Origin of the sequence: Aquamicrobium terrae (genome assembly GCF_040545735.1) — a bacterium.
Lineage (GTDB): Bacteria > Pseudomonadota > Alphaproteobacteria > Rhizobiales > Rhizobiaceae > Mesorhizobium > Mesorhizobium terrae_A.
Genome location: NZ_JBEPML010000005.1, coordinates 155,964 through 173,688 on the forward strand (window position 1 = coordinate 155,964; position 17,725 = coordinate 173,688).

General features: G+C 64.3%; 19 protein-coding genes. 11 read left to right on the forward strand and 8 right to left on the reverse strand.

Annotation, left to right across the window (positions count from 1 at the left end):
• Positions 1-27 precede the first annotated feature (27 nt).
• Complete coding sequence (locus ABID37_RS09490) at positions 28-642, forward strand: biliverdin-producing heme oxygenase (RefSeq protein ID WP_354194292.1); 615 nt, start codon at positions 28-30, stop codon at positions 640-642.
• A gap of 8 nt (positions 643-650) precedes the next feature.
• Here ABID37_RS09490 and ABID37_RS09495 read toward each other — a convergent pair whose 3' ends face one another.
• The 6 genes from ABID37_RS09495 to ABID37_RS09520 form a co-directional block, all read right to left on the reverse strand.
• Positions 651-2,183: a hypothetical protein gene (locus ABID37_RS09495; RefSeq protein WP_354194022.1), complete on the reverse strand. Its 1,533-nt coding sequence runs from the start codon at positions 2,181-2,183 to the stop codon at positions 651-653.
• Entirely contained in the window at positions 2,180-2,926 is a 747-nt protein-coding gene (locus tag ABID37_RS09500) for an SDR family oxidoreductase (protein WP_354194023.1), read from the reverse strand. The genes ABID37_RS09495 and ABID37_RS09500 overlap by 4 nt, the downstream gene beginning before the upstream one ends.
• A gap of 38 nt (positions 2,927-2,964) precedes the next feature.
• Positions 2,965-4,287 (reverse strand): FAD-binding oxidoreductase, encoded by a 1,323-nt coding sequence (locus tag ABID37_RS09505; RefSeq protein ID WP_354194024.1) that lies wholly within the window; start codon positions 4,285-4,287, stop codon positions 2,965-2,967.
• A 3-nt stretch (positions 4,288-4,290) separates the two neighbouring features.
• On the reverse strand, positions 4,291-4,707 hold the full coding sequence (locus ABID37_RS09510; RefSeq protein ID WP_354194025.1) for a GtrA family protein: 417 nt from the start codon (positions 4,705-4,707) through the stop codon (positions 4,291-4,293).
• A 3-nt stretch (positions 4,708-4,710) separates the two neighbouring features.
• The gene (locus ABID37_RS09515; protein ID WP_354194026.1) at positions 4,711-6,135 is read right to left on the reverse strand and encodes a UbiA family prenyltransferase; all 1,425 of its coding nucleotides are present in this window, start codon (positions 6,133-6,135) and stop codon (positions 4,711-4,713) included.
• A gap of 247 nt (positions 6,136-6,382) precedes the next feature.
• A complete protein-coding gene (locus ABID37_RS09520; protein WP_354194027.1) occupies positions 6,383-6,724 on the reverse strand; it encodes a hypothetical protein in 342 nt (113 codons plus the stop codon).
• Between the two features lie 21 nt (positions 6,725-6,745).
• On the opposite strand from ABID37_RS09520, the gene ABID37_RS09525 reads away from it, so the two are divergent.
• Genes ABID37_RS09525 through ABID37_RS09550 form a run of 6 tightly spaced genes read left to right on the forward strand, consistent with a single transcriptional unit; the run spans position 6,746 to position 12,091 of the window.
• On the forward strand, positions 6,746-7,198 hold the full coding sequence (locus ABID37_RS09525; RefSeq protein ID WP_354194028.1) for a c-type cytochrome: 453 nt from the start codon (positions 6,746-6,748) through the stop codon (positions 7,196-7,198).
• Positions 7,199-7,208: 10 nt separating this feature from the next.
• Positions 7,209-8,579: a cbb3-type cytochrome c oxidase subunit I gene (locus ABID37_RS09530; RefSeq protein ID WP_354194029.1), complete on the forward strand. Its 1,371-nt coding sequence runs from the start codon at positions 7,209-7,211 to the stop codon at positions 8,577-8,579.
• A gap of 6 nt (positions 8,580-8,585) precedes the next feature.
• The gene (locus ABID37_RS09535) at positions 8,586-9,389 is read left to right on the forward strand and encodes a CbbQ/NirQ/NorQ/GpvN family protein (protein ID WP_354194030.1); all 804 of its coding nucleotides are present in this window, start codon (positions 8,586-8,588) and stop codon (positions 9,387-9,389) included.
• Positions 9,390-9,392: 3 nt separating this feature from the next.
• The gene (locus ABID37_RS09540) at positions 9,393-11,315 is read left to right on the forward strand and encodes a nitric oxide reductase activation protein NorD (RefSeq protein ID WP_354194031.1); all 1,923 of its coding nucleotides are present in this window, start codon (positions 9,393-9,395) and stop codon (positions 11,313-11,315) included.
• On the forward strand, positions 11,315-11,851 hold the full coding sequence (locus tag ABID37_RS09545) for a cytochrome c oxidase subunit 3 (protein ID WP_354194032.1): 537 nt from the start codon (positions 11,315-11,317) through the stop codon (positions 11,849-11,851). The genes ABID37_RS09540 and ABID37_RS09545 overlap by 1 nt, the downstream gene beginning before the upstream one ends.
• A 3-nt stretch (positions 11,852-11,854) precedes the next feature.
• Entirely contained in the window at positions 11,855-12,091 is a 237-nt protein-coding gene (locus tag ABID37_RS09550; RefSeq protein ID WP_354194033.1) for a cytochrome C oxidase subunit IV family protein, read from the forward strand.
• A 9-nt stretch (positions 12,092-12,100) separates the two neighbouring features.
• Here the strand turns inward: ABID37_RS09550 and ABID37_RS09555 are convergent, their stop codons facing one another.
• Positions 12,101-12,877 carry a Crp/Fnr family transcriptional regulator gene (locus tag ABID37_RS09555; RefSeq protein ID WP_354194034.1) on the reverse strand — a complete coding sequence of 259 codons (777 nt, stop codon included), beginning with the start codon at positions 12,875-12,877 and terminating at the stop codon, positions 12,101-12,103.
• Between the two features lie 298 nt (positions 12,878-13,175).
• Here ABID37_RS09555 and ABID37_RS09560 point away from each other — a divergent pair, with 298 nt between their 5' ends.
• Positions 13,176-14,414 carry a M24 family metallopeptidase gene (locus ABID37_RS09560; protein WP_354194035.1) on the forward strand — a complete coding sequence of 413 codons (1,239 nt, stop codon included), beginning with the start codon at positions 13,176-13,178 and terminating at the stop codon, positions 14,412-14,414.
• A 17-nt stretch (positions 14,415-14,431) separates the two neighbouring features.
• Positions 14,432-14,635, forward strand: coding sequence for a hypothetical protein (locus ABID37_RS09565; protein WP_354194036.1), 204 nt, complete (start codon positions 14,432-14,434; stop codon positions 14,633-14,635).
• A 57-nt stretch (positions 14,636-14,692) separates the two neighbouring features.
• Here ABID37_RS09565 and ABID37_RS09570 read toward each other — a convergent pair whose 3' ends face one another.
• Positions 14,693-15,472, reverse strand: a complete 780-nt coding sequence (locus ABID37_RS09570) for a creatininase (RefSeq protein WP_354194037.1) — start codon at positions 15,470-15,472, stop codon at positions 14,693-14,695.
• 96 nt (positions 15,473-15,568) lie between these two features.
• On the opposite strand from ABID37_RS09570, the gene ABID37_RS09575 reads away from it, so the two are divergent.
• Both ABID37_RS09575 and ABID37_RS09580 read left to right on the forward strand, forming a co-directional pair.
• The gene (locus ABID37_RS09575) at positions 15,569-16,483 is read left to right on the forward strand and encodes a LysR substrate-binding domain-containing protein (RefSeq protein ID WP_354194038.1); all 915 of its coding nucleotides are present in this window, start codon (positions 15,569-15,571) and stop codon (positions 16,481-16,483) included.
• Between the two features lie 90 nt (positions 16,484-16,573).
• Positions 16,574-17,710 carry a polyamine ABC transporter substrate-binding protein gene (locus tag ABID37_RS09580; RefSeq protein WP_354194039.1) on the forward strand — a complete coding sequence of 379 codons (1,137 nt, stop codon included), beginning with the start codon at positions 16,574-16,576 and terminating at the stop codon, positions 17,708-17,710.
• Positions 17,711-17,725 lie beyond the last annotated feature (15 nt).

Consider the following 17,725-nt stretch of genomic DNA (forward strand, 5'->3'; position numbering starts at 1 on the left):
TATGCCCCGGGGGCAGGAAAGGACATGATGACTGTGGAAGTGCTGGACGCCGGTATCACGGCAGATGAGGCGAGCCGCGCGAAGCGGCTGAAGGCGGCGACGCGCGAGACGCATCAACGCCTCGACCAGGCGATCATGGCCGGCGAGCCGTTTGCCGGCCGCGAACGCTACGGGCTGTTCGTGGCGGTCCAGCATGCCTTCCACCGGGAAATCGATGCCCTCTATGACGACGCCGGGCTCGACCGGATGCTGCCGGATTTGCAGGGGCGGCGCCGGCTTTCCCAGATCGAGCAGGATCTTTCCGATCTCGGCATCAATGTGCCGGCCTATGACGGCCAGCCGGCCTTCGCCGCCGGAGCTGCGGTGGACGTGGCCACCGCGCTCGGCTGGCTTTATGTGGCGGAAGGCTCGAACCTCGGGGCCGCCTTCCTGCTCAAGGACGCGCAGAAACTCGGCCTGTCGGAAGAGTTCGGCGCCCGTCATCTGGCCGGCGCCCCGGAAGGGCGCGGCCTGCACTGGCGCACCTTCACCGCCGCCCTCGATGCCGTCGAGCTGTCGCCGGCGGAGGAAGCGCGGGTCATTGCCGGCGCTGAGAAGGCCTTCGGCCATGTCCACGCACAGGTAAGCCGGGTCTTCGGCTGAACGGCGCGTTACCCGAAAAGCGCTTCCCGCATCCGCCCGAGCAGGCCCTTGTGCCGTTCCGGCGGCGGCTGGCTGCAGGCGAAGCGGGCGATCTGCGCCAGGATCAGGGGATCGATCCTCGTGCCGTCGCCCAGCCGGACCCCGCGCTGCCGTTCGCAGAATGCAAAGGCGGATCGCCTATCGAGGACAATCTGGGCGGGGCGATAGTCGGGCGCGACCATGATGCCGGCATAGGGCCAGGTCCACGACGTTCCCGGCCCCCATCGTTCCAGTGCGGTCCTCAATTTGTCGGAGCCGGGCAGGTCCTCGAACAGAATCATATTGAGGGGGCCGGAGCCCACGCCGGCGTTCGTCGATTCGACGACCTCGTCCCTGATGCCGTTCCACTGGTGAAGGAATATCGCCGAAGACAGGAACACGGCGATCAATGAGGACGCGGCGAGGAAGCGGGAAGACCTTTCGGATCGTTGCCTGTCGACAGGTCTCCACAGTACGGATGCGTCTCGTCGCTTTTCCATCTGCCCCAGAAGGAAGACTATTCCGAGAGCCAGGTTTGCGAATGCCGCGACGGTTCTCGCGGAATCGTAGCGCCCATTGGAAAAGTTGAACCCGGCATAGATGAAAATGCAAAATATGAGGATGGCCGAAGACAGGAACGTTGCGATCCTGACTCTGGCCGAACCTATCCTCGCGCTGAAATAGCCGGCCCCCATAAGGAGAATGACAAGCCAAAGCGTTGGATTGTTGAGAACCCTTCTTGGGTCCAGGACATAGATGATGTTTCCATCTCCGCCCGAACTGGACCCGGACAGCTTCAGGTAAGCCCAGACGCAGGTCAAAGATACTATGTATATAATATGAATTATATTTTTTCTATTTATGAAATAGAAATACGATACGAAAATGAGAGAAAATAATATTATAGATAGCTCATGCGTGAATAATAAAAGCGTTTCCGACATATAAAAATAAATCAGGTTTGATTTGTCCTGAATCAGCAGGAAAAGACAGATCCAGAAGAATCCCGGAGACAGCATCATCTCGGAGGGGAAGCCATATCCCAGCGCAGGGCCGAGAACGTAGCCAAGCAGCGGAAAGAGCAGGAGGTTCCTGTGATTTTTTCCGGCGAGTTTATAGACGGCTATGAGTTGGAGCAGGATGACCAGGCTGAAAACGAAGGAATAGAGGCGGACAAGCGGAATTCCCTGCATGTGGAAGAGCTTGTTGGCGAGCCAGACCGGGGCGGCGGTGAACAGGAAGGCGGTGGCGCGCGCCGGGAAACGGTGCCAGTGCAAGGTCCATGGCTGGTCAGCGGCGATGACGAAGGAAAAATAGGACCCGTCCGCGAACAGCATGACCAGAAATGCCGCGCCAAGCACCGCCAAAACGGCCTGCATGGCGATCGCAAGCCGGAAATGAGGGCCGTAGTCATGCTGGCTCGTGGCCAGAAGACCGGAATATGATTTCAGCCCGTCGATCCATGAAACCATGATGGTTCCACGGTCCTTGCTTGCGGGGCGTCTTGAGTTGATAAAGATCATAGCGACATCTTCTTGAATGCCGTTTCCGGTATGGACCCGATAAGGAACATGATCGGCCGCCACACGCGCCGCACATAAATGACGTTCCTGCGCTTCTCGACGGCCCGGTAGATGGCCTCGCCAAGCTCGCGCGGCTCGGCGGTCAGCGCCGCGGGAAGCTTCATGCCGGCCGTCATCCGGGTTCTGACGAAGCCGGGCTTGACCGTCAGCACATGCACACCCTTTCCGGCGAGCCGGTTGCGCAGCCCGGAAAGGAAGGCGGAAAGCCCCGCCTTGGCGGCGCCGTAGACATAGTTCGACGCGCGGCCGCGATCGCCCGCCACCGAGGATATGCCGATGATCGCGCCTTGGCCGCGCGCCTCGAAGCGATCGGCGATGAGGCCGAGCAAGAGGCCGGGGCCTTCGAAGTTGGAGCGCATGATCAGCGAGGCATGGGCGGGGTCGCGCTCGGCCTGTCCCTGGTTGCCGAGCAGGCCCACGGCGCACAGCACCGCATCCGGCAGGGAAGGCAGGCGGTCGAGGAACGGCACGAAGCTTTCGGTATCGAGTATGTCGAGTGCTGCGGCCGCGACCCTGCTGCCCGGCACGCGCAGTTCGAGATTGGCCGCCTCGGCCGCGATATCGTCCGGATCGCGGCCGCTGATGATGACGGTCCAGCCGTTGCGGGCAAAGGTGAGCGCGGTCTCCTTCGCGATATCGGAGGTGCCGCCGATGACCAGCAGGGACCTTTTCTGTGTCGCCATGATCGGTTCCATGCGTGCAGACCTCCAGTGCCGGGGTGTCAGAGAAGAAGCCGCTCCGACTGCAATGAGGAAAAATGGTGGGCGGCGCCCGAGATGCTGCGCATTTCACGAAAGGCGCCGACGCGCGGGTCGGCCCTTTCGAGGGTCGCGGCATTCATGCGGGCATCCTTGGCCAGATAGAAGCGTCCGCCATGGGCGAGGGTGATGGCATCCAGCCGTTCCATCAGCGCCAGGCTGGCGGCGCCTACGGGGAAGTCGAGCGCCAGCGTGTAGCCTTCCATCGGGAAGGAGAAGCGGCTTTCCTGGGCACCCATGCGTTTCAGCACGGCAAGGAACGAGCCCTGGCGGGCGCTCGAAATGGCCGCCAGCAATTCGCTCAGGCCCTTCAGCGACGTGGCGAGCGGCAGCACGCACTGGAACTGCGCGAAGCCCCGTCGTCCGTAGATGCGGTTCCAGTCGAGGATCGTGTCCAGCGGATAGAAATAGCTGTCCCAGTCGACGAGGCTCGAACCGGCGTTTCGCCGGCCTTTTGCGTAGTAATATGCGTTGAAGGCGCGGATCGAGAAGCGGTTGAGCGCAAGGCGGGGCGCGTCCAGCGGCAGGCGGCGCCTGCGCCGGGGCGCCATGGCGTAGGGAGTGGATTTCGTGCTGCCGTCGAGTTCCGCGCGGACGGCATGTTCCCCCAGCATGACGATGGACCGGCCAAGCGCGTTGCCTTGCGCGAAGCAGTCGATCCAGGCCACCGAATAGGTCCAGCTACGGGACCGTTCGAAGATTTCGATGGCGTCCGCCAGGCAGCAGGCGGGAATGGTCTGTTGCCTTACCCATCCGCTTTCGACCGGCATCAGCCGGATGGCCGCGCGCAGGATGATGCCGGTGAGCCCCATGCCGCCGACGGTGAAGGCGAAGAGGTCCGGGTTTTCGCCGCGCGAGCAGCGCAGCACGCTGCCGTCCGCGACCATGAGGTCAATCCACTCCACGAAGGCGCCGAACGAACCGTGCTTGTGGTGGTTCTTGCCATGCACGTCGGCCGCGATCATGCCGCCCACCGAGACGAATTTGGTGCCGGGCGTCACGGGCGGGAACCAGCCGCGCGGCAGAAAGGCCTCGATGATATCGCCGAGAATGACGCCGGCCTCCACGGTGAGCGACCCGGTTTGCGGCTCGAAAGCCAGCATCCGGTCGAAGCCGGTCATGTCGATGGTGCGGGCGGGGTTGAGGGCGCTGTCGCCATAGGCGCGGCCGTTGCCGCGGGCGATGCTGCGGCCGGAGGTGACGAGCCTGCGCAGGCTTTCCTCGTCATGCGGAAAGCCGATCCGGCACTCGACCCGCGGAAAACGCCCCCAGCCGCAAATCTCCATTGCTCACGCCTCCGCTTTCCGGAGGGTGAACACGAACCTGCGGTCGAGATTGTACTTGATGACATAGCCGACCGTCAGGCCGATGACGGCGCCCGCTTCCCGCGCCACATCCGTTCCCCAGGCGAGCCAGAAGGCCGTCTCGGTGCCCCAGAAGACCATGGTCGTGACGATGCCCATGACCGTGTAGAGGCCGAACTTCCGACCGTGGGTGGCGAGGCCGGTGGAGGTGTCGAAGAAGATCCATCTCTTGTCGAGGATGTACTTCGTCAGCAGCCCCGTCGCCGTCCCGGCCAGGATGGCGAGCGCGAAGCTCATGCCGCCGGCCGTCCCGGAGGCTGCCAGCACCAGGCGCTGCGTCGCGAGGTTCACGATAGTCGCAATCGCCGCGAAGAGGCTGTAGCGGATGACGAGTTGCAGCATGGGTCACACGACCCCGGCCGTGATGACCAGACATACGATCACCCCGCAATAGCGGCTGACGGGGTCCTTCATGGCGAACACGATGGGATCGTCGTCCATCCAGCCGCGATGCGCGGTCATGACCATGCGGCTGATCCAGTAGAGCAGGATGGGGCAGATACCCCACAGATAGACCGGGTGCGCGTAGAGCTGCCGGACCGTCGGCGAATCGAGATACAGCGCCAGCACGAGGTCCGCGACATAGCCGGAGCTGACGGCCATCATCGACACGATCAGGCGGTCGTCGCACTCATAGCCGCGCCCGGCCACCTTGGTATGCCCGGAATGGGCGGTGTCGACCAGTTCCCCCTGTCGTTTGACCGCCGCGAGCGAGAAGAAAAAGAAGATCGAAAACGCCAGCAGCCATTCCGAGATCGGCAAGCCGGCTGCCGTGCCGCCGGCGAAGATGCGCAGCGTATAGAGCCCGGCAAGCGTGCAGATATCGATGATGAGCTTGCGCTTCAGGCTGAGCGAATAGGCCAGGGTGAGCAGGTAGTAGAGCGCTATGACCCCGAAGAAGGCCAGGCTCTGGACAAGCAGGCCGAACAGGCACCCGCCCAGCAGCAGGGCAGGCACCATCCATGTCCCGTGCTCGATCGGCAGCGCGCCGGAGGCCAGTGGCCGCTTGCACTTGCGCGGGTGGATGCGGTCGGCGGACAGGTCCAGCAGGTCGTTCAGCACATAGACGCTCGAAGCGACCAGGCTGAAACAGATGAAGGCGGCGACGCCGTTGAACCACATCGATGGCGAGGTCTCGTGGGAGGCGATCAACGGCAGGAAGACGAGCACGTTCTTCGCCCATTGATGGGGCCGAAGGGCCTTGATGTAGGGGCCGATGTCCTTCCGGGTGCCGGGCAGGTGGACCACCTCCCCGCCGAGGGAATGCACCTGGTTCCGTTCCATCGGCGACAGCCCCACCGTGATGGCCTTGCGGGCCGAATTCCAGACCGGGAGATCGGCGTGGGCATCGCCGATATAGTCGTAGGCGCCCGCTCCGTAGCGCTGCACGAGAAAGCCGGCCTTGCGGTTTCCCTTGAGGTTGTGCGTCCCGTCCGAGCCATGGGCTTCGTCGAAGAGCCCCAGATGGTCGGCAATGGCCTTGGCGACGTGCTGGTCCGTGGCGGTCACCAGGGCCGCTTTCCCGCCCTGCGCCCGCCAGTCCCGGATGTAGTCCAGAACCTCGGGATTATAGGCGAGCCGGGCGGGGTCGACCGTCACGCATCGCGACAGATGCGCCTTGAACTGCGCCCTGCCGAGCAGCAGCAGGACGAGCGCCTGCAAGAAGCCCCAGATGTTTCTGGAGGCATATTCCCAGGCGGCCTCATGCAGGATGTTGCCGTCGATCAATGTCCTGTCGAGATCCACGGCAAGAATTGGAAGCCTGTCCATTCATGCACCCCGTCCCAGATGCAGTACGCAACGATTGCTGGAGATGCTTTCGTTTCGTATTGCGTGCCGGCCATGCACCTCCGCTCTTGCGGGCGATTGGCATCTGGTCTGACGATTGGCGAATATAGGCCTTTCCCGTTGCGATTATCATCTCGGGATCGTCGCTGCGGGCTCCGCATTGCGTTGAATTCCGAAGAGGGTTCTACCTCTTGGGTTCAGGCCCGATTAATGCGGAAGCGGTACGGGTTCAGTTGCCCTCGGCGGCCTCATCGAGCAAATGGCGGGCCCAGCGGCCGGCGGCCCAGGCTGCCGGAACGCCGAGCGGACCGGAAAGCAGCAGGCTCTGGACGGGCGAAAGCGCGGCGAAGCCGAACTTCTGAAACATCAACCCGAGCATGAACAGGTTGATGGCCACGGCCGCCGCCGCGAAAACATAGAGCAGCAGCGCCAGCTTCCAGACCGGCCAGCCATCGTGCATCGTTCGATCCTTTTTGTTCATGCCCGATAGTGCCTCCGTCAAAACGCCGCAGCCTTGACTTTGGTTAAGGCCGGTCGCGACGGGGAGGGGCATCCGTGGGGTGTTCGTCAACAGCTCCGGGAGCCCCTCGCCATGCGCGAAGTCCTGACGAAGAGCATGGCCCGCAACATCTTCTATGGCGGGTCACTGTTCTTCATTCTCATATTCGCTGCGCTCTTCGTGCATAGCCACATCTATATCGTGAACACGTCCACCGATCGCGCCGGCCTGACCGACAGCGTCGCGGCCGGCAAGCACCTGTGGGAAAAGCACGGCTGCGTCAATTGCCACACCATCCTCGGCGAGGGCGCCTATTTCGCTCCCGAGGTCGGCAACGTCATGACCCGCTGGGGCGTCCAGGACGACCCGGACGGCGCCTTCGAGGTGCTGAAGGGGTGGATGGAGTCCCAGCCTTCGGGGGCCGAGGGGCGTCGCCAGATGCCGCAATTCCACCTGACGGATCAGGAGATCCGCGAACTGTCCGACTTCCTGCTGTGGACCAACAAGATCCGTACCCAGGACTGGCCGCCAAACGAAGCCGGCTGAGGAGCATGTCATGAAATATCAATCTCAACGGATCGCGCTGGCCTATATCTATGTGGCGCTCGCGCTCTTCGCCGTACAGGTCTCGGCGGGGCTTGTGCTCGGCTACATCTACGTCCAGCCGAACTTCCTGTCGGAACTCCTGCCCTTCAACATCGTGCGCATGGTGCATTCCAATGCGCTGGTGGTGTGGCTGCTGCTCGGCTTCTTCGGCGCGGCCTATTTCCTGATCCCCGAAGAGGCGGAGCGGGAAATCCACTCGCCGGCGCTCGCCTACCTGCAACTCGCCATCCTTGCCGTGGGCACGCTGGGCGCGGTGGCGACCTATCTCTTCAACTTTTTCGAAGGCAATTTCCTGCTCGGCAAGCAGGGCCGCGAGTTCCTCGAGCAGCCGCTCTGGGTCAAGGTCGGCATCGTCGTGGCGGCCCTGATCTTCCTCTACAACGTCTCGATGACCGTGCTGAAGGGGCGCAAGACCGCCATCTCCTCCATCCTTCTCATCGGGCTGTGGGGTCTGGCGCTGCTGTTCCTCTTCGCCTTCTACAATCCGCCCAACCTCGCGCTCGACAAGCAGTACTGGTGGAACGTCATCCATCTGTGGGTGGAGGGCGTGTGGGAACTGATCATGGCGTCCATCCTCGGCTTCCTGATGCTGAAGCTGACCGGCGTTGACCGCGAGGTGGTCGAGAAATGGCTCTATGTCATCGTCGCGACCGCCCTGTTCTCCGGTATCCTCGGCACAGGCCACCACTATTACTGGATCGGCATGCCGGCCTACTGGCAGTGGATCGGTTCGATCTTCTCGTCCTTCGAGGTGGTGCCCTTCTTCGCCATGATGGCCTTCGCCTTCGTCATGGTCTGGAAGGGCCGGCGCGATCATCCGAACAAGGCGGCGCTGTTGTGGAGCCTCGGCTGCTCGGTCCTGGCCTTCTTCGGCGCCGGCGTGTGGGGTTTCCTGCACACGCTGCACGGCGTCAACTACTACACCCACGGCACGCAGGTGACGGCGGCGCACGGGCATCTGGCCTTCTACGGCGCCTATGTCTGCCTCAACCTGGCACTCTTCACCTATGCGCTGCCCCAGCTTCGCAACCGCGATCCCTACAACCAGGTGCTGAACATGGGGTCGTTCTGGCTGATGTCGGGCGGCATGGTGTTCATGACCTTCGCACTGACCTTCGCCGGAACGGTGCAGACCCATCTCCAGCGCGTCATGGGCATGAACTTCATGGAGGTTCAGGAGCAACTGGCCCTGTTCTACTGGATGCGCTTCGGCTCCGGCGTGGCGGTGGTCTTGGGTGCGCTCATCTTCATCTTCTCCTCGCTCTTCCCGCGCAGCGAGATGATCGAGCCCGGCCCCGTGGTCAAGCACGCGGCGGAGTAGGGAAAAATGGACCAGTTCGTAAATCCCGAAAGCGGGACCGTGCCCTTCTACCTTCCGCAGGGCGATGAATGCGACGTGTTCGCCGCCGCCCATCGCTCCTGCCTGCCCCTTCTGCTGAAGGGGCCGACGGGATGCGGAAAGACGCGCTTCGTCGCCCATATGGCGGCGAAGCTCGGGCGGCCCCTCTATACGGTCGCCTGCCATGACGATCTTTCGGCCGCCGACCTGATCGGCCGGTATCTGCTCAAGGGCGGGGAGACGGTGTGGGTCGACGGCCCGCTCACCCGCGCCGTGCGCGAGGGCGCGATCTGCTACCTCGACGAGGTGGTCGAGGCCCGCAAGGACGTCGCCGTCGTGCTGCACCCGCTGACCGACGACCGGCGCATCCTGCCCATCGACCGCACCGGGGAGGAGTTGCAGGCCGGCCCCGGTTTCATGCTGGTCGCCTCCTACAACCCCGGCTACCAGAACATCCTCAAGACGCTGAAGCCTTCGACGCGGCAGCGTTTCCTCTCGGTCGAGTTCGGTTTCCCGAAGCCGGAGCACGAAGTGCCGGTGGTGATCGCCGAAAGCGGGCTGGCGGAAGACCGGGTGAGGCTCTTGGTGCGCATCGCCGGCAAGCTGCGCGGCCTGAAGGGGCAGGACCTCGAGGAGGGCGTTTCCACCCGCCTGGTCGTCTATTGCGCCACGCTGATCGCGCAGGGCATGTCCTTCGACCGCGCGGTGCAGGTGGCGATGATCGAGCCGCTCACCGACGATGCCGAGGTCAAGCGCGGCCTGGCCGATCTGGTCACGGCGGTGGCAGGCTGAGGCATGGGGCATATCGAGATCATCCCCTGGGAGCCGGAGGAGACGGTCGGCAAGCTCTGGCATGGGCTTGCCAGCCGTTTCGACCCGCCGCCGAGTTTTCCCGAAGCCGGGGTGACGCTGGAGGCGATGCGCCCGCGCATCGGGGTGATGTTCCGTGGGCTGGGGGGCGATCCGGCGGTCGAGGTCAAGGCGGTGGCCGAGGAGGAAAGCCGGCATAGGCGCTCGTTCCGCCGCCGTCTCGCCACGCCTGCGGAGCGCGTGGCGCGCGCCAGCTTCGACGGCGAGGCCCTGCGCCTGCCGGTCGAACTGGCGGTCTTTCCCGAGCGTGCCGACAATGAGGCGCTCTATCTGTGGCTGGCGGCCTCGTCGGCCTGTGTTGCGGCGGCGCCGGACGAGGACGATCTCTTCCGCGCCGATCTCGCCGCCATCGTGGCGGCACAAGCCATGACCCGCGCCACGCTGGCCGCAGCGCCGGGCCTGCGCCCGCTCTGGCAAAGGCTGGCGGCGGCGCACCTTTCCTTGCGCACCCGCCCGAACCTGCGCGGCACCGAGGCGAAGGTGGAGGCGCTGGTCCGTCATCTGCTCGGCGCACCCGAGGCACCGGACCCGTCGCTGCTTTCGGCGCTTCATGCCCTGCCGGCCCATTGGCGCGCGCCGCGCGGCTATCGCACCTTCCTGCCGGTGCCGATGTGGGTCGACCTGCGTCGTCTGGCGAAGTCGGCCCCGTCCGAGGTCGAGGCCGTTCCCACCGGCGGCGATCCGGAGGAATCCAGCGACGGGCCCGCCCGCCGCGCCCGCCGCCGGAAGGCGGACCAGGCCGAGCGCAAGGACAGCATCATCCTCTACAAATTCGAGGCACTGCTGTCCTGGACCGAGTTCCTCAACCTCAACCGCCGCGTCGAGAACGACGATTTCGACAACGCCAAGAAGGCGGCCGAGGATCACGACGACATCGCCCTCGGGCAGGTGTCGAAGGCGCCCGCCACCCGGCTGAAGCTGCATCTCGACCTCGCCCCGGAGGATGTGGACCGCGAGCGCATCGCCGGCGTCTTCACCTATCCCGAATGGGACGTCCGCACCGGAGCCTATCTTCCCGCCCACACCCGAGTCCTGGCCGCTCCGGTGGAGCCTGACCCCGGGAAAAGCGGCTGTTTCGACGCCATGGCGCGGCGGCGCATCCGGGCGGTGCGCCAGCAGTTCGAGGCGCTGCGGCCGGCCAAGATCATCCGCCATGCCCAGCCGGACGGCGAGGAACTGGACCTCGACGCCACGCTGCGCTCCGTCGCGGATCTGCGCGCCACCGGGCGCGGCAGCCACAGGATCTGGCGGCAGGCCCGGCCCGAGCAGCGCGACCTTGCCGTTTCCATCCTTCTCGACGTTTCGCGCTCCACCGAATCCGCCGTCACCGGACGCCCGGTGATCGACATCGCCCGCGAGGCGCTCACGGCGCTGGCCTGGGGGCTGCATGCCTGCGGCGACCGCTTCGCCATCCAGGGCTTCTCGTCGCTCAAGCGCGACCGGGTGTGGCTGCATGGCTGCAAGAGCTTCGACGAGCCGATGAATGCCGTCATCGAGTCCCGCATCGCCGCGCTGCGGCCGGGCTTCTACACCCGCCTCGGCGCCGCGATCCGTCATGCCTCGGCCGGCCTTGCACAGGAGGCGCGGGCCCGCCGGCTGCTGATCGTGCTGACCGACGGCAAGCCCAACGACCTCGACCACTACGAGGGACGCCATGGCATCGAGGACAGCGCCATGGCGGTGCGCGAGGCGCGCCGCGCCGGCCATGCCGTCTACGGCATCACCATCGACCGCGACGGCCAGGCCTGGTTTCCGCGCCTGTTCGGGCAGGGCGGCTTTTCGGTGATCCGCGATCCCGACCGGCTGATTTCCGCGCTTCCGGACATCTACCGGCATCTGGTGGGCTGATGCGGATCGAGGACCTGCCCGGCGAGCTCCTGATGTGGGTGCTCATCGCCTCCGAGGTGCTGGTCTTTGCCGCCGGCATCACGGCGATGGCTTCGGTCAGGCTCACCGATCCGGAAGGATTCGCAGCCGCCCAAGCCATGCTCGACGGGCGGATGGCGGCGCTCAACACCGTGGTGCTGGTCACCTCCGGCCTGTTCGCGGCGCGGGCCGAGCGGGCGGCGGCGCATCAGGAGCGTCGCGCGGCTCGCCTGTTCCTTGGGCTGGCGGCGCTGGGAGGCGTGCTGTTCCTCGTGGTCAAGGGCATGGAATATGCGGCCGACATGGAGGCGGGCATCGGCATCGAGACCCACCCCTTCTACACCTTCTATTTCCTCATCACCGGCTTCCATGCCGCGCATGTGCTGGCCGGCATCGTCCTGCTCGGCATCGTCGGGCTGCGGGCGCGGGCCGAGGCCGTTCAGGCGGGTGCCGCCTTCTGGCACATGGTCGATCTGGTCTGGGTGCTGATCCTGCCGCCCATCTACCTGCTGGCGTGACGCATGGAGGGCTTGACCCGCACCTGGCTTCTGCTCGTGGCGTTGACGGCCGCAACCACCACGCTGGCCTTCTTCGACGGCCGGGTGGCGGCGGCCCTGCTGCTGGTGCTGGCCTTCCTCAAGGCGCGCGCGATTCTGTCCGGCTTCCTGCACCTGAAGCGGGCGACGGGCTGGATATTCGTGGCCACGGTGCCGCTCGGCATCTGGCTCACCGTGCTTTTCGGGCTCTACGCGATCTGAAATCTGCGGTCAGCGCGCCCATGCGGCGGCCGGGTCGGCATTGGCGAGGTCGCACAGCGCATTCACCGAGGCGATGACGGCGCTGCTCTGCTGGACCGTCACCCCATGCTCGCGCAGCCGCGCGAAGGCCCGGCTCAGGCTTTCTGGCTTCATGCCGAGCCGACCGGCGATCAGCACCTTGTCGTAGGGGAGGGTGACGGTGGCGCTTTCCGCGCCCTCGGGGCACAGTTCCAGCAGGAATTCGGCCACCCTTTGCGCGCCCGAGCGGGCCTTGAGTTGTTCGATCTGCTCAACCAGCCCCTGAAGGTGCAGGAAGGTCGAGGCAAGGATCGAGATCGCCGCTTCCGGGCGCGACTGGAGCAATGCCAGCAGGGCCGTGGCCGGCACGGCGATCAGCCGGCAGGCGGTGCTGGCCTCGGCCGAAACCGGATAGGCGGCGTGGCGCAGCGCGATCGGCTCGCCAAAGCTCTGGCCGCGGGTCATCACGCCGACGATCGCCTCGGTGCCGCTCGGGGCGATGCGGTAGAGCTTCACCCAGCCCTCGGCGACGATGTGGATGGAGCGGGCGGTGTCGCCGCGGTGGAAAATCGTGGTGCCGCGGCCATGACGGGTGACGCGGGCCGCATCGAGCAGAGGTGCCCGCAGTTCGGGCGGCAGGGTCGAGAACAGCCGCGACTGGCAGGCAATCTGGCGAAGTGCGGGAGACAGGCCCGAGGGAGCCGGGGGAGATTTTTCATGCGCCAGGACGGAACCTGTCTGCGCACACTGCTCCATGACGTTTCTCATCCGGTGATCCTCATCTGTCCGAATCGCTGGCGATCCCCAGCTGTGCTCCTCCCGTTCCGCCGGCAATTCTGCTCCATTGTTGGAGGAACCCTACGCCGGATCGGTATCGGGCTGCTTGCGATTTCGCAAACAGGGGACAGATTCCGGTAGCAGTCTGTGGATTGCCGCCCCGGTTCGGCAGGCACCGCCAGTCAATATAAGCAATGTTCATGGCGGCATTTCTTGAATAAATTTTTGAAATGCCATCGGCGACTCTAGTCTGGGCCCATAAACCCGGCACTTCAAGGAGGAGCACCCGATGGCCGACAATCTCTCCCATGCGACGACCGACGACATGCTGCATGTCATGAAATGGCACAATGGCGAGAAGGACTATTCGCCGTTCTCCGAGGCCGAAATGACCCGCCGCCAGAACGACGTGCGGGGCTGGATGGCCAAGAACGACGTCGATGCCGCTCTGTTCACCTCCTATCACTGCATCAACTATTATTCCGGGTGGCTGTACTGCTATTTCGGCCGCAAATACGGCATGGTCATCGACCACGACAAGGCGACCACCGTCTCCGCCGGCATCGATGGCGGCCAGCCCTGGCGGCGCAGCTTCGGCGACAACATCACCTATACCGACTGGCGCCGGGATAATTTCTATCAGGCGGTGCGCCAGTTGACGAAGGGCGCCAAGCGCGTCGGCATCGAGTTCGACCACGTCTCGCTCGACTTCCGCCGTCAGCTCGAGGAAGCGCTGCCGGGCGTCGAGTTCGTGGATGTCGGCCAGCCCTCGATGTGGATGCGCACGATCAAGTCGGCGGAGGAACAGAAGCTGATCCGCGAGGGCGCGCGCGTCTGCGACGTGGGCGGCGCGGCCTGTGCGGCGGCGATCAAGGCCGGCGTGCCGGAACACGAAATCGCCATCGCCACCACCAACGCCATGGTCCGCGAGATCGCCAAGTCGTTCCCATTCGTCGAACTGATGGACACCTGGACCTGGTTCCAGTCGGGCATCAACACCGACGGCGCGCACAACCCGGTCACCAACCGCGTCGTGCAGTCGGGCGATATCCTTTCGCTCAACACCTTCCCGATGATCTTCGGCTATTACACCGCGCTTGAGCGCACACTGTTCTGCGACCATGTCGACGATGCCAGCCTCGACATCTGGGAGAAGAACGTGGCGGTCCATCGCCGGGGGCTGGAACTGATCAAGCCGGGTGCCCGCTGCAAGGACATCGCGCTCGAGCTCAACGACATGTATCGTGAGTGGGACCTGCTGAAATACCGTTCGTTCGGCTACGGCCATTCCTTCGGCGTGCTGTGCCATTATTACGGCCGCGAGGCCGGGGTGGAACTGCGCGAAGACATCGACACGGTGCTGGAGCCCGGCATGGTGGTTTCCATGGAGCCGATGGTGATGCTGCCGGAAGGCACGCCGGGCGCCGGGGGCTATCGCGAGCACGACATCCTGATCGTCAAGGAGGACGGCGCCGAGAACATCACCGGCTTCCCCTTCGGCCCCGAGCACAACATCATCAGGAACTGAGCGGACAGGGGCTCGTCATGGGGTTCTATATCCCGGTCGACTGGCCGCAGGGGCGGATCGGCAAGCCCTTGCCGCCGTCCCCGCCTCGCCGGCCGCCGCGCGGGCCGGGGCTGCTGGCCCGCATCGGGGCCTGCGTTGCCGCTATGCTGCCAACGGGCAGGCCTTCGGCCTTGGCAGTGGTGAAGGCACGCAGGACCGCGATCATCCGGCGGCCGCTGTAGAATGGAAGGAAGAAAGAAAAAGCCGCGGGCAATCGCGGCTTTTTTGTTTGGGGGGATTCAGCGCGGGAATTCGGTTTCCAGCGCCTTGACGATCCCCTCGATGCAGACGTCGAGCAGGATTTCGCCCTTCTCGGCGGAGGCTTCCCGGGGCGAGGACAGGGTGCCGCTCGCCGGTGTCCATTCGGGCCTTGCCGGATAGACGTCATAGGGCGGGAACGACGCCGGCTCGTGGTGGATGGCGCGGTCGATCCTGACCAGATCGGGATAGAGCGCCAGCATCAGCGAGGTTTCCAGAACGCCGCCATGTTCGAGATCCCAGCCGGTGAAGCCGTCGGGGTAGAGCCGCGCGATGGTCGGCTTGTCGACGAAATCCCAATAGGACAGCACCACGATCTTCATGTCGTCGATGCCGCCCCATTTCAGTTCGCGCAGCGCCAGGTCGATGCCCTCCGCGATGAACCAGGAATTCTCGAAGTGGCCGTTGAACAGGCAGATGCGGCGTACGCCGTGGCGGGCGAATTCCTTGATGACGTCGCGCAGCGCCGCCACCAGCGTGGCGCCGTCGAGGCTGGTGGTGCCGGGCAGGTGGTTGCCGCCGCCGGATTTCTGGTGCGATTTGTAGCCATAGGTGAAGGGCGGCGCCACCAGCGCGTCGATGCGGCCGGCGACGCGGCGCGCGAACTCGACCGGCAAGAGCACGTCGACATTCATCGGCATGTGGTGGCCGTGCTGCTCCATCGAGCCGGTCGGCAACAGGATCGGCGTCGCACCATCGCGGACGCGGGCTTCATAGTCGGGCCACGAAAGCTCCGCGGCGAAGACCGATTGCTCGTGCATAGTCATCTCCCATTTTTGCGAACATGGATGATTTGAAGCTCCGTGCATGATATGGGAAATTTATAATTGTCATCCTCCCATGAGGAATGGAAATCCATGGCCAATATCGTCAATTTCCAGACCGATCTCCTGCGCACCTTCGTATCCGTCATCGATCTCGGCGCCTATACCAAGGCCGGCGAGGTGCTGGGCCGGACCCAGCCGGCGATCTCGCTGCAGATGCGCAGGCTGGAGGAACTGGTCGGCGCGCCGATCATCCGGCAATCGGGGCGCTCGCTGCTGCTGACCAGCGAGGGCGAGATGCTGCTGAGCTATGCACGCGAAATCTTGCGGCTCAATGACGAGGTTGCGTCCTATTTCAACCGGTCGCGGATTTCGGGCGTGCTGCGCGTCGGCCTGCCCAACGACTACGCGGTGGCGTTCCTGCAAGGGGTGATCACGCAATATCAGCGCCAGCATTCGGGTATCTCGCTGGAGATCTATTGCGGCTGGAGCGCCGACATACTGGACCGCTTGCGCGCCGACGAACTCGACCTGGCCATCGCCATGGTCAACAACGAGCGCACGCAATATCTGTCGCGGTCGTGGATCGAGCGGCCGATCTGGGCGGCGGCGGAAGGGGTGCGCTTCAACCCGGCCGACGGCATTCCGCTGGCCGCCCATCCGGAAGGCTGCGCCTACCGCGCGCGCATGATCCAGGCGCTCGATGCCGCCCATATCCGCTGGCGCGTCGCCTATACGGGCTCCGGCATCGGCGGCTTGCAGAACGCCGTGGTCAACGGGCTCGGCGTCAGCGCGCTGACGCGCTACACGATGCTGCCGGGCATGCGCCTGCTGGACGAGAGCGACGGCTTTCCGCCGCTGGCCGAAATCCGCGTCGGGCTGTTCTACAAGCATCCGCGCCTTTCGGATGCCGGCATCCGGCTGGTGAACCACATCATTGCCCGGCTCGACGAGGCCGGCGTCGTCGGCGATCCCGCCCGGAGCCCCGGAGTGCTCGATTTGCAATAAGCAATGCAAATGCGAAAATTATGAGAATTAATTTTTCAAATGTATCCGGGCTGCTACCCTTGGCGCAACAAAAGCAAAAAGGGGAATGCGATGACCATCGGGAAGAAACTGTCCGTCCGTCGTAGCCGGCGCGACATCTTGAAGGGTGCGAGTATTCTGGGAGGCGGGGTCCTCGCCATGCCCTATCTTGGCCGGCTTGCCTTCGCCCAGCCGGTCGAACTCACCATGCTGGCCTGGTACGGTCACGCCGAGCCGGACGTGGTGGCCGAGTTCGAGGCCGAGAACAACGTCAAGTTCAAGCCGAAATACTACACCGGCGGCGACAATATGCTGGGCCTGATCGCCCAGTCCCCGCCCGGTACCTTCGACGTCATCCTGTCGGATGCCGAATACGTCCAGCAGCTCAACGCCGCCGGCTATATCGAGGAGCTGGACCCGAAGGACTACAATTTCGACGACTATTTCCCCGAGTTCCAGCAGTTTCCCGGCCACTGGCAGGATGGAAAGCTCTATTCGGTGCTCACCCGCTTCGGTTTCCTCGGCGTCGCCTACAACACCGATGCCCTCACCGAAAAGGAAGCCTCGACCTACAATGTCTATTGGGACGGGAAGCTGAAAGGCAAGGTCGGCCATTTCGACTGGCACCTGCCCAATCTCGGCCAGATCAGCCTGCTCGAAGGCAATGCCTCGCCCTACGATATAGATGAGGGAGCCTGGGAGAAGCTTCAGGAAAAGATGAAGACGCTGCGGCCGCAGATCGGCGGCTTCTTCGACTATGGCGGCACCTTCTCCTCGTTGCAGAACGGGCAGATGCTGGCCATGGCCGGGATCGGCGACTGGATCACCGGCACGCTGGAGCGCAACGGCGCCAAGGTCAAAAGCGTCATCCCCGAGGAGGGCGGGCTGCAGTTCACAGAGTCCTTCTCCATTGGCAAGGGCAGCCAGAAGGCCGATCTGGCCCGCAAATGGATCCAGTACATCACCTCGCCCAAGGGGCAGGTGAAGTCGGCCAACATGGCGGCATATCCCTGCCTCATCCCGAACAGGAAGGGCTGGGAGCTTCTGGCCACGGAAACGCCCGAGGAAGCCAGGCGGCAGGGCATGCTGCTCAACGAGGGCAACGCGATGGACCTCATCCGCAGCGGCCGCATCAAATATCGCCAACTGCCCGTGCAGCAGAGCCTGGAGGACTGGAACGACTTCTGGTCCGAATACAAGGGCTCGTAGTCAGGGCCTGCGGTC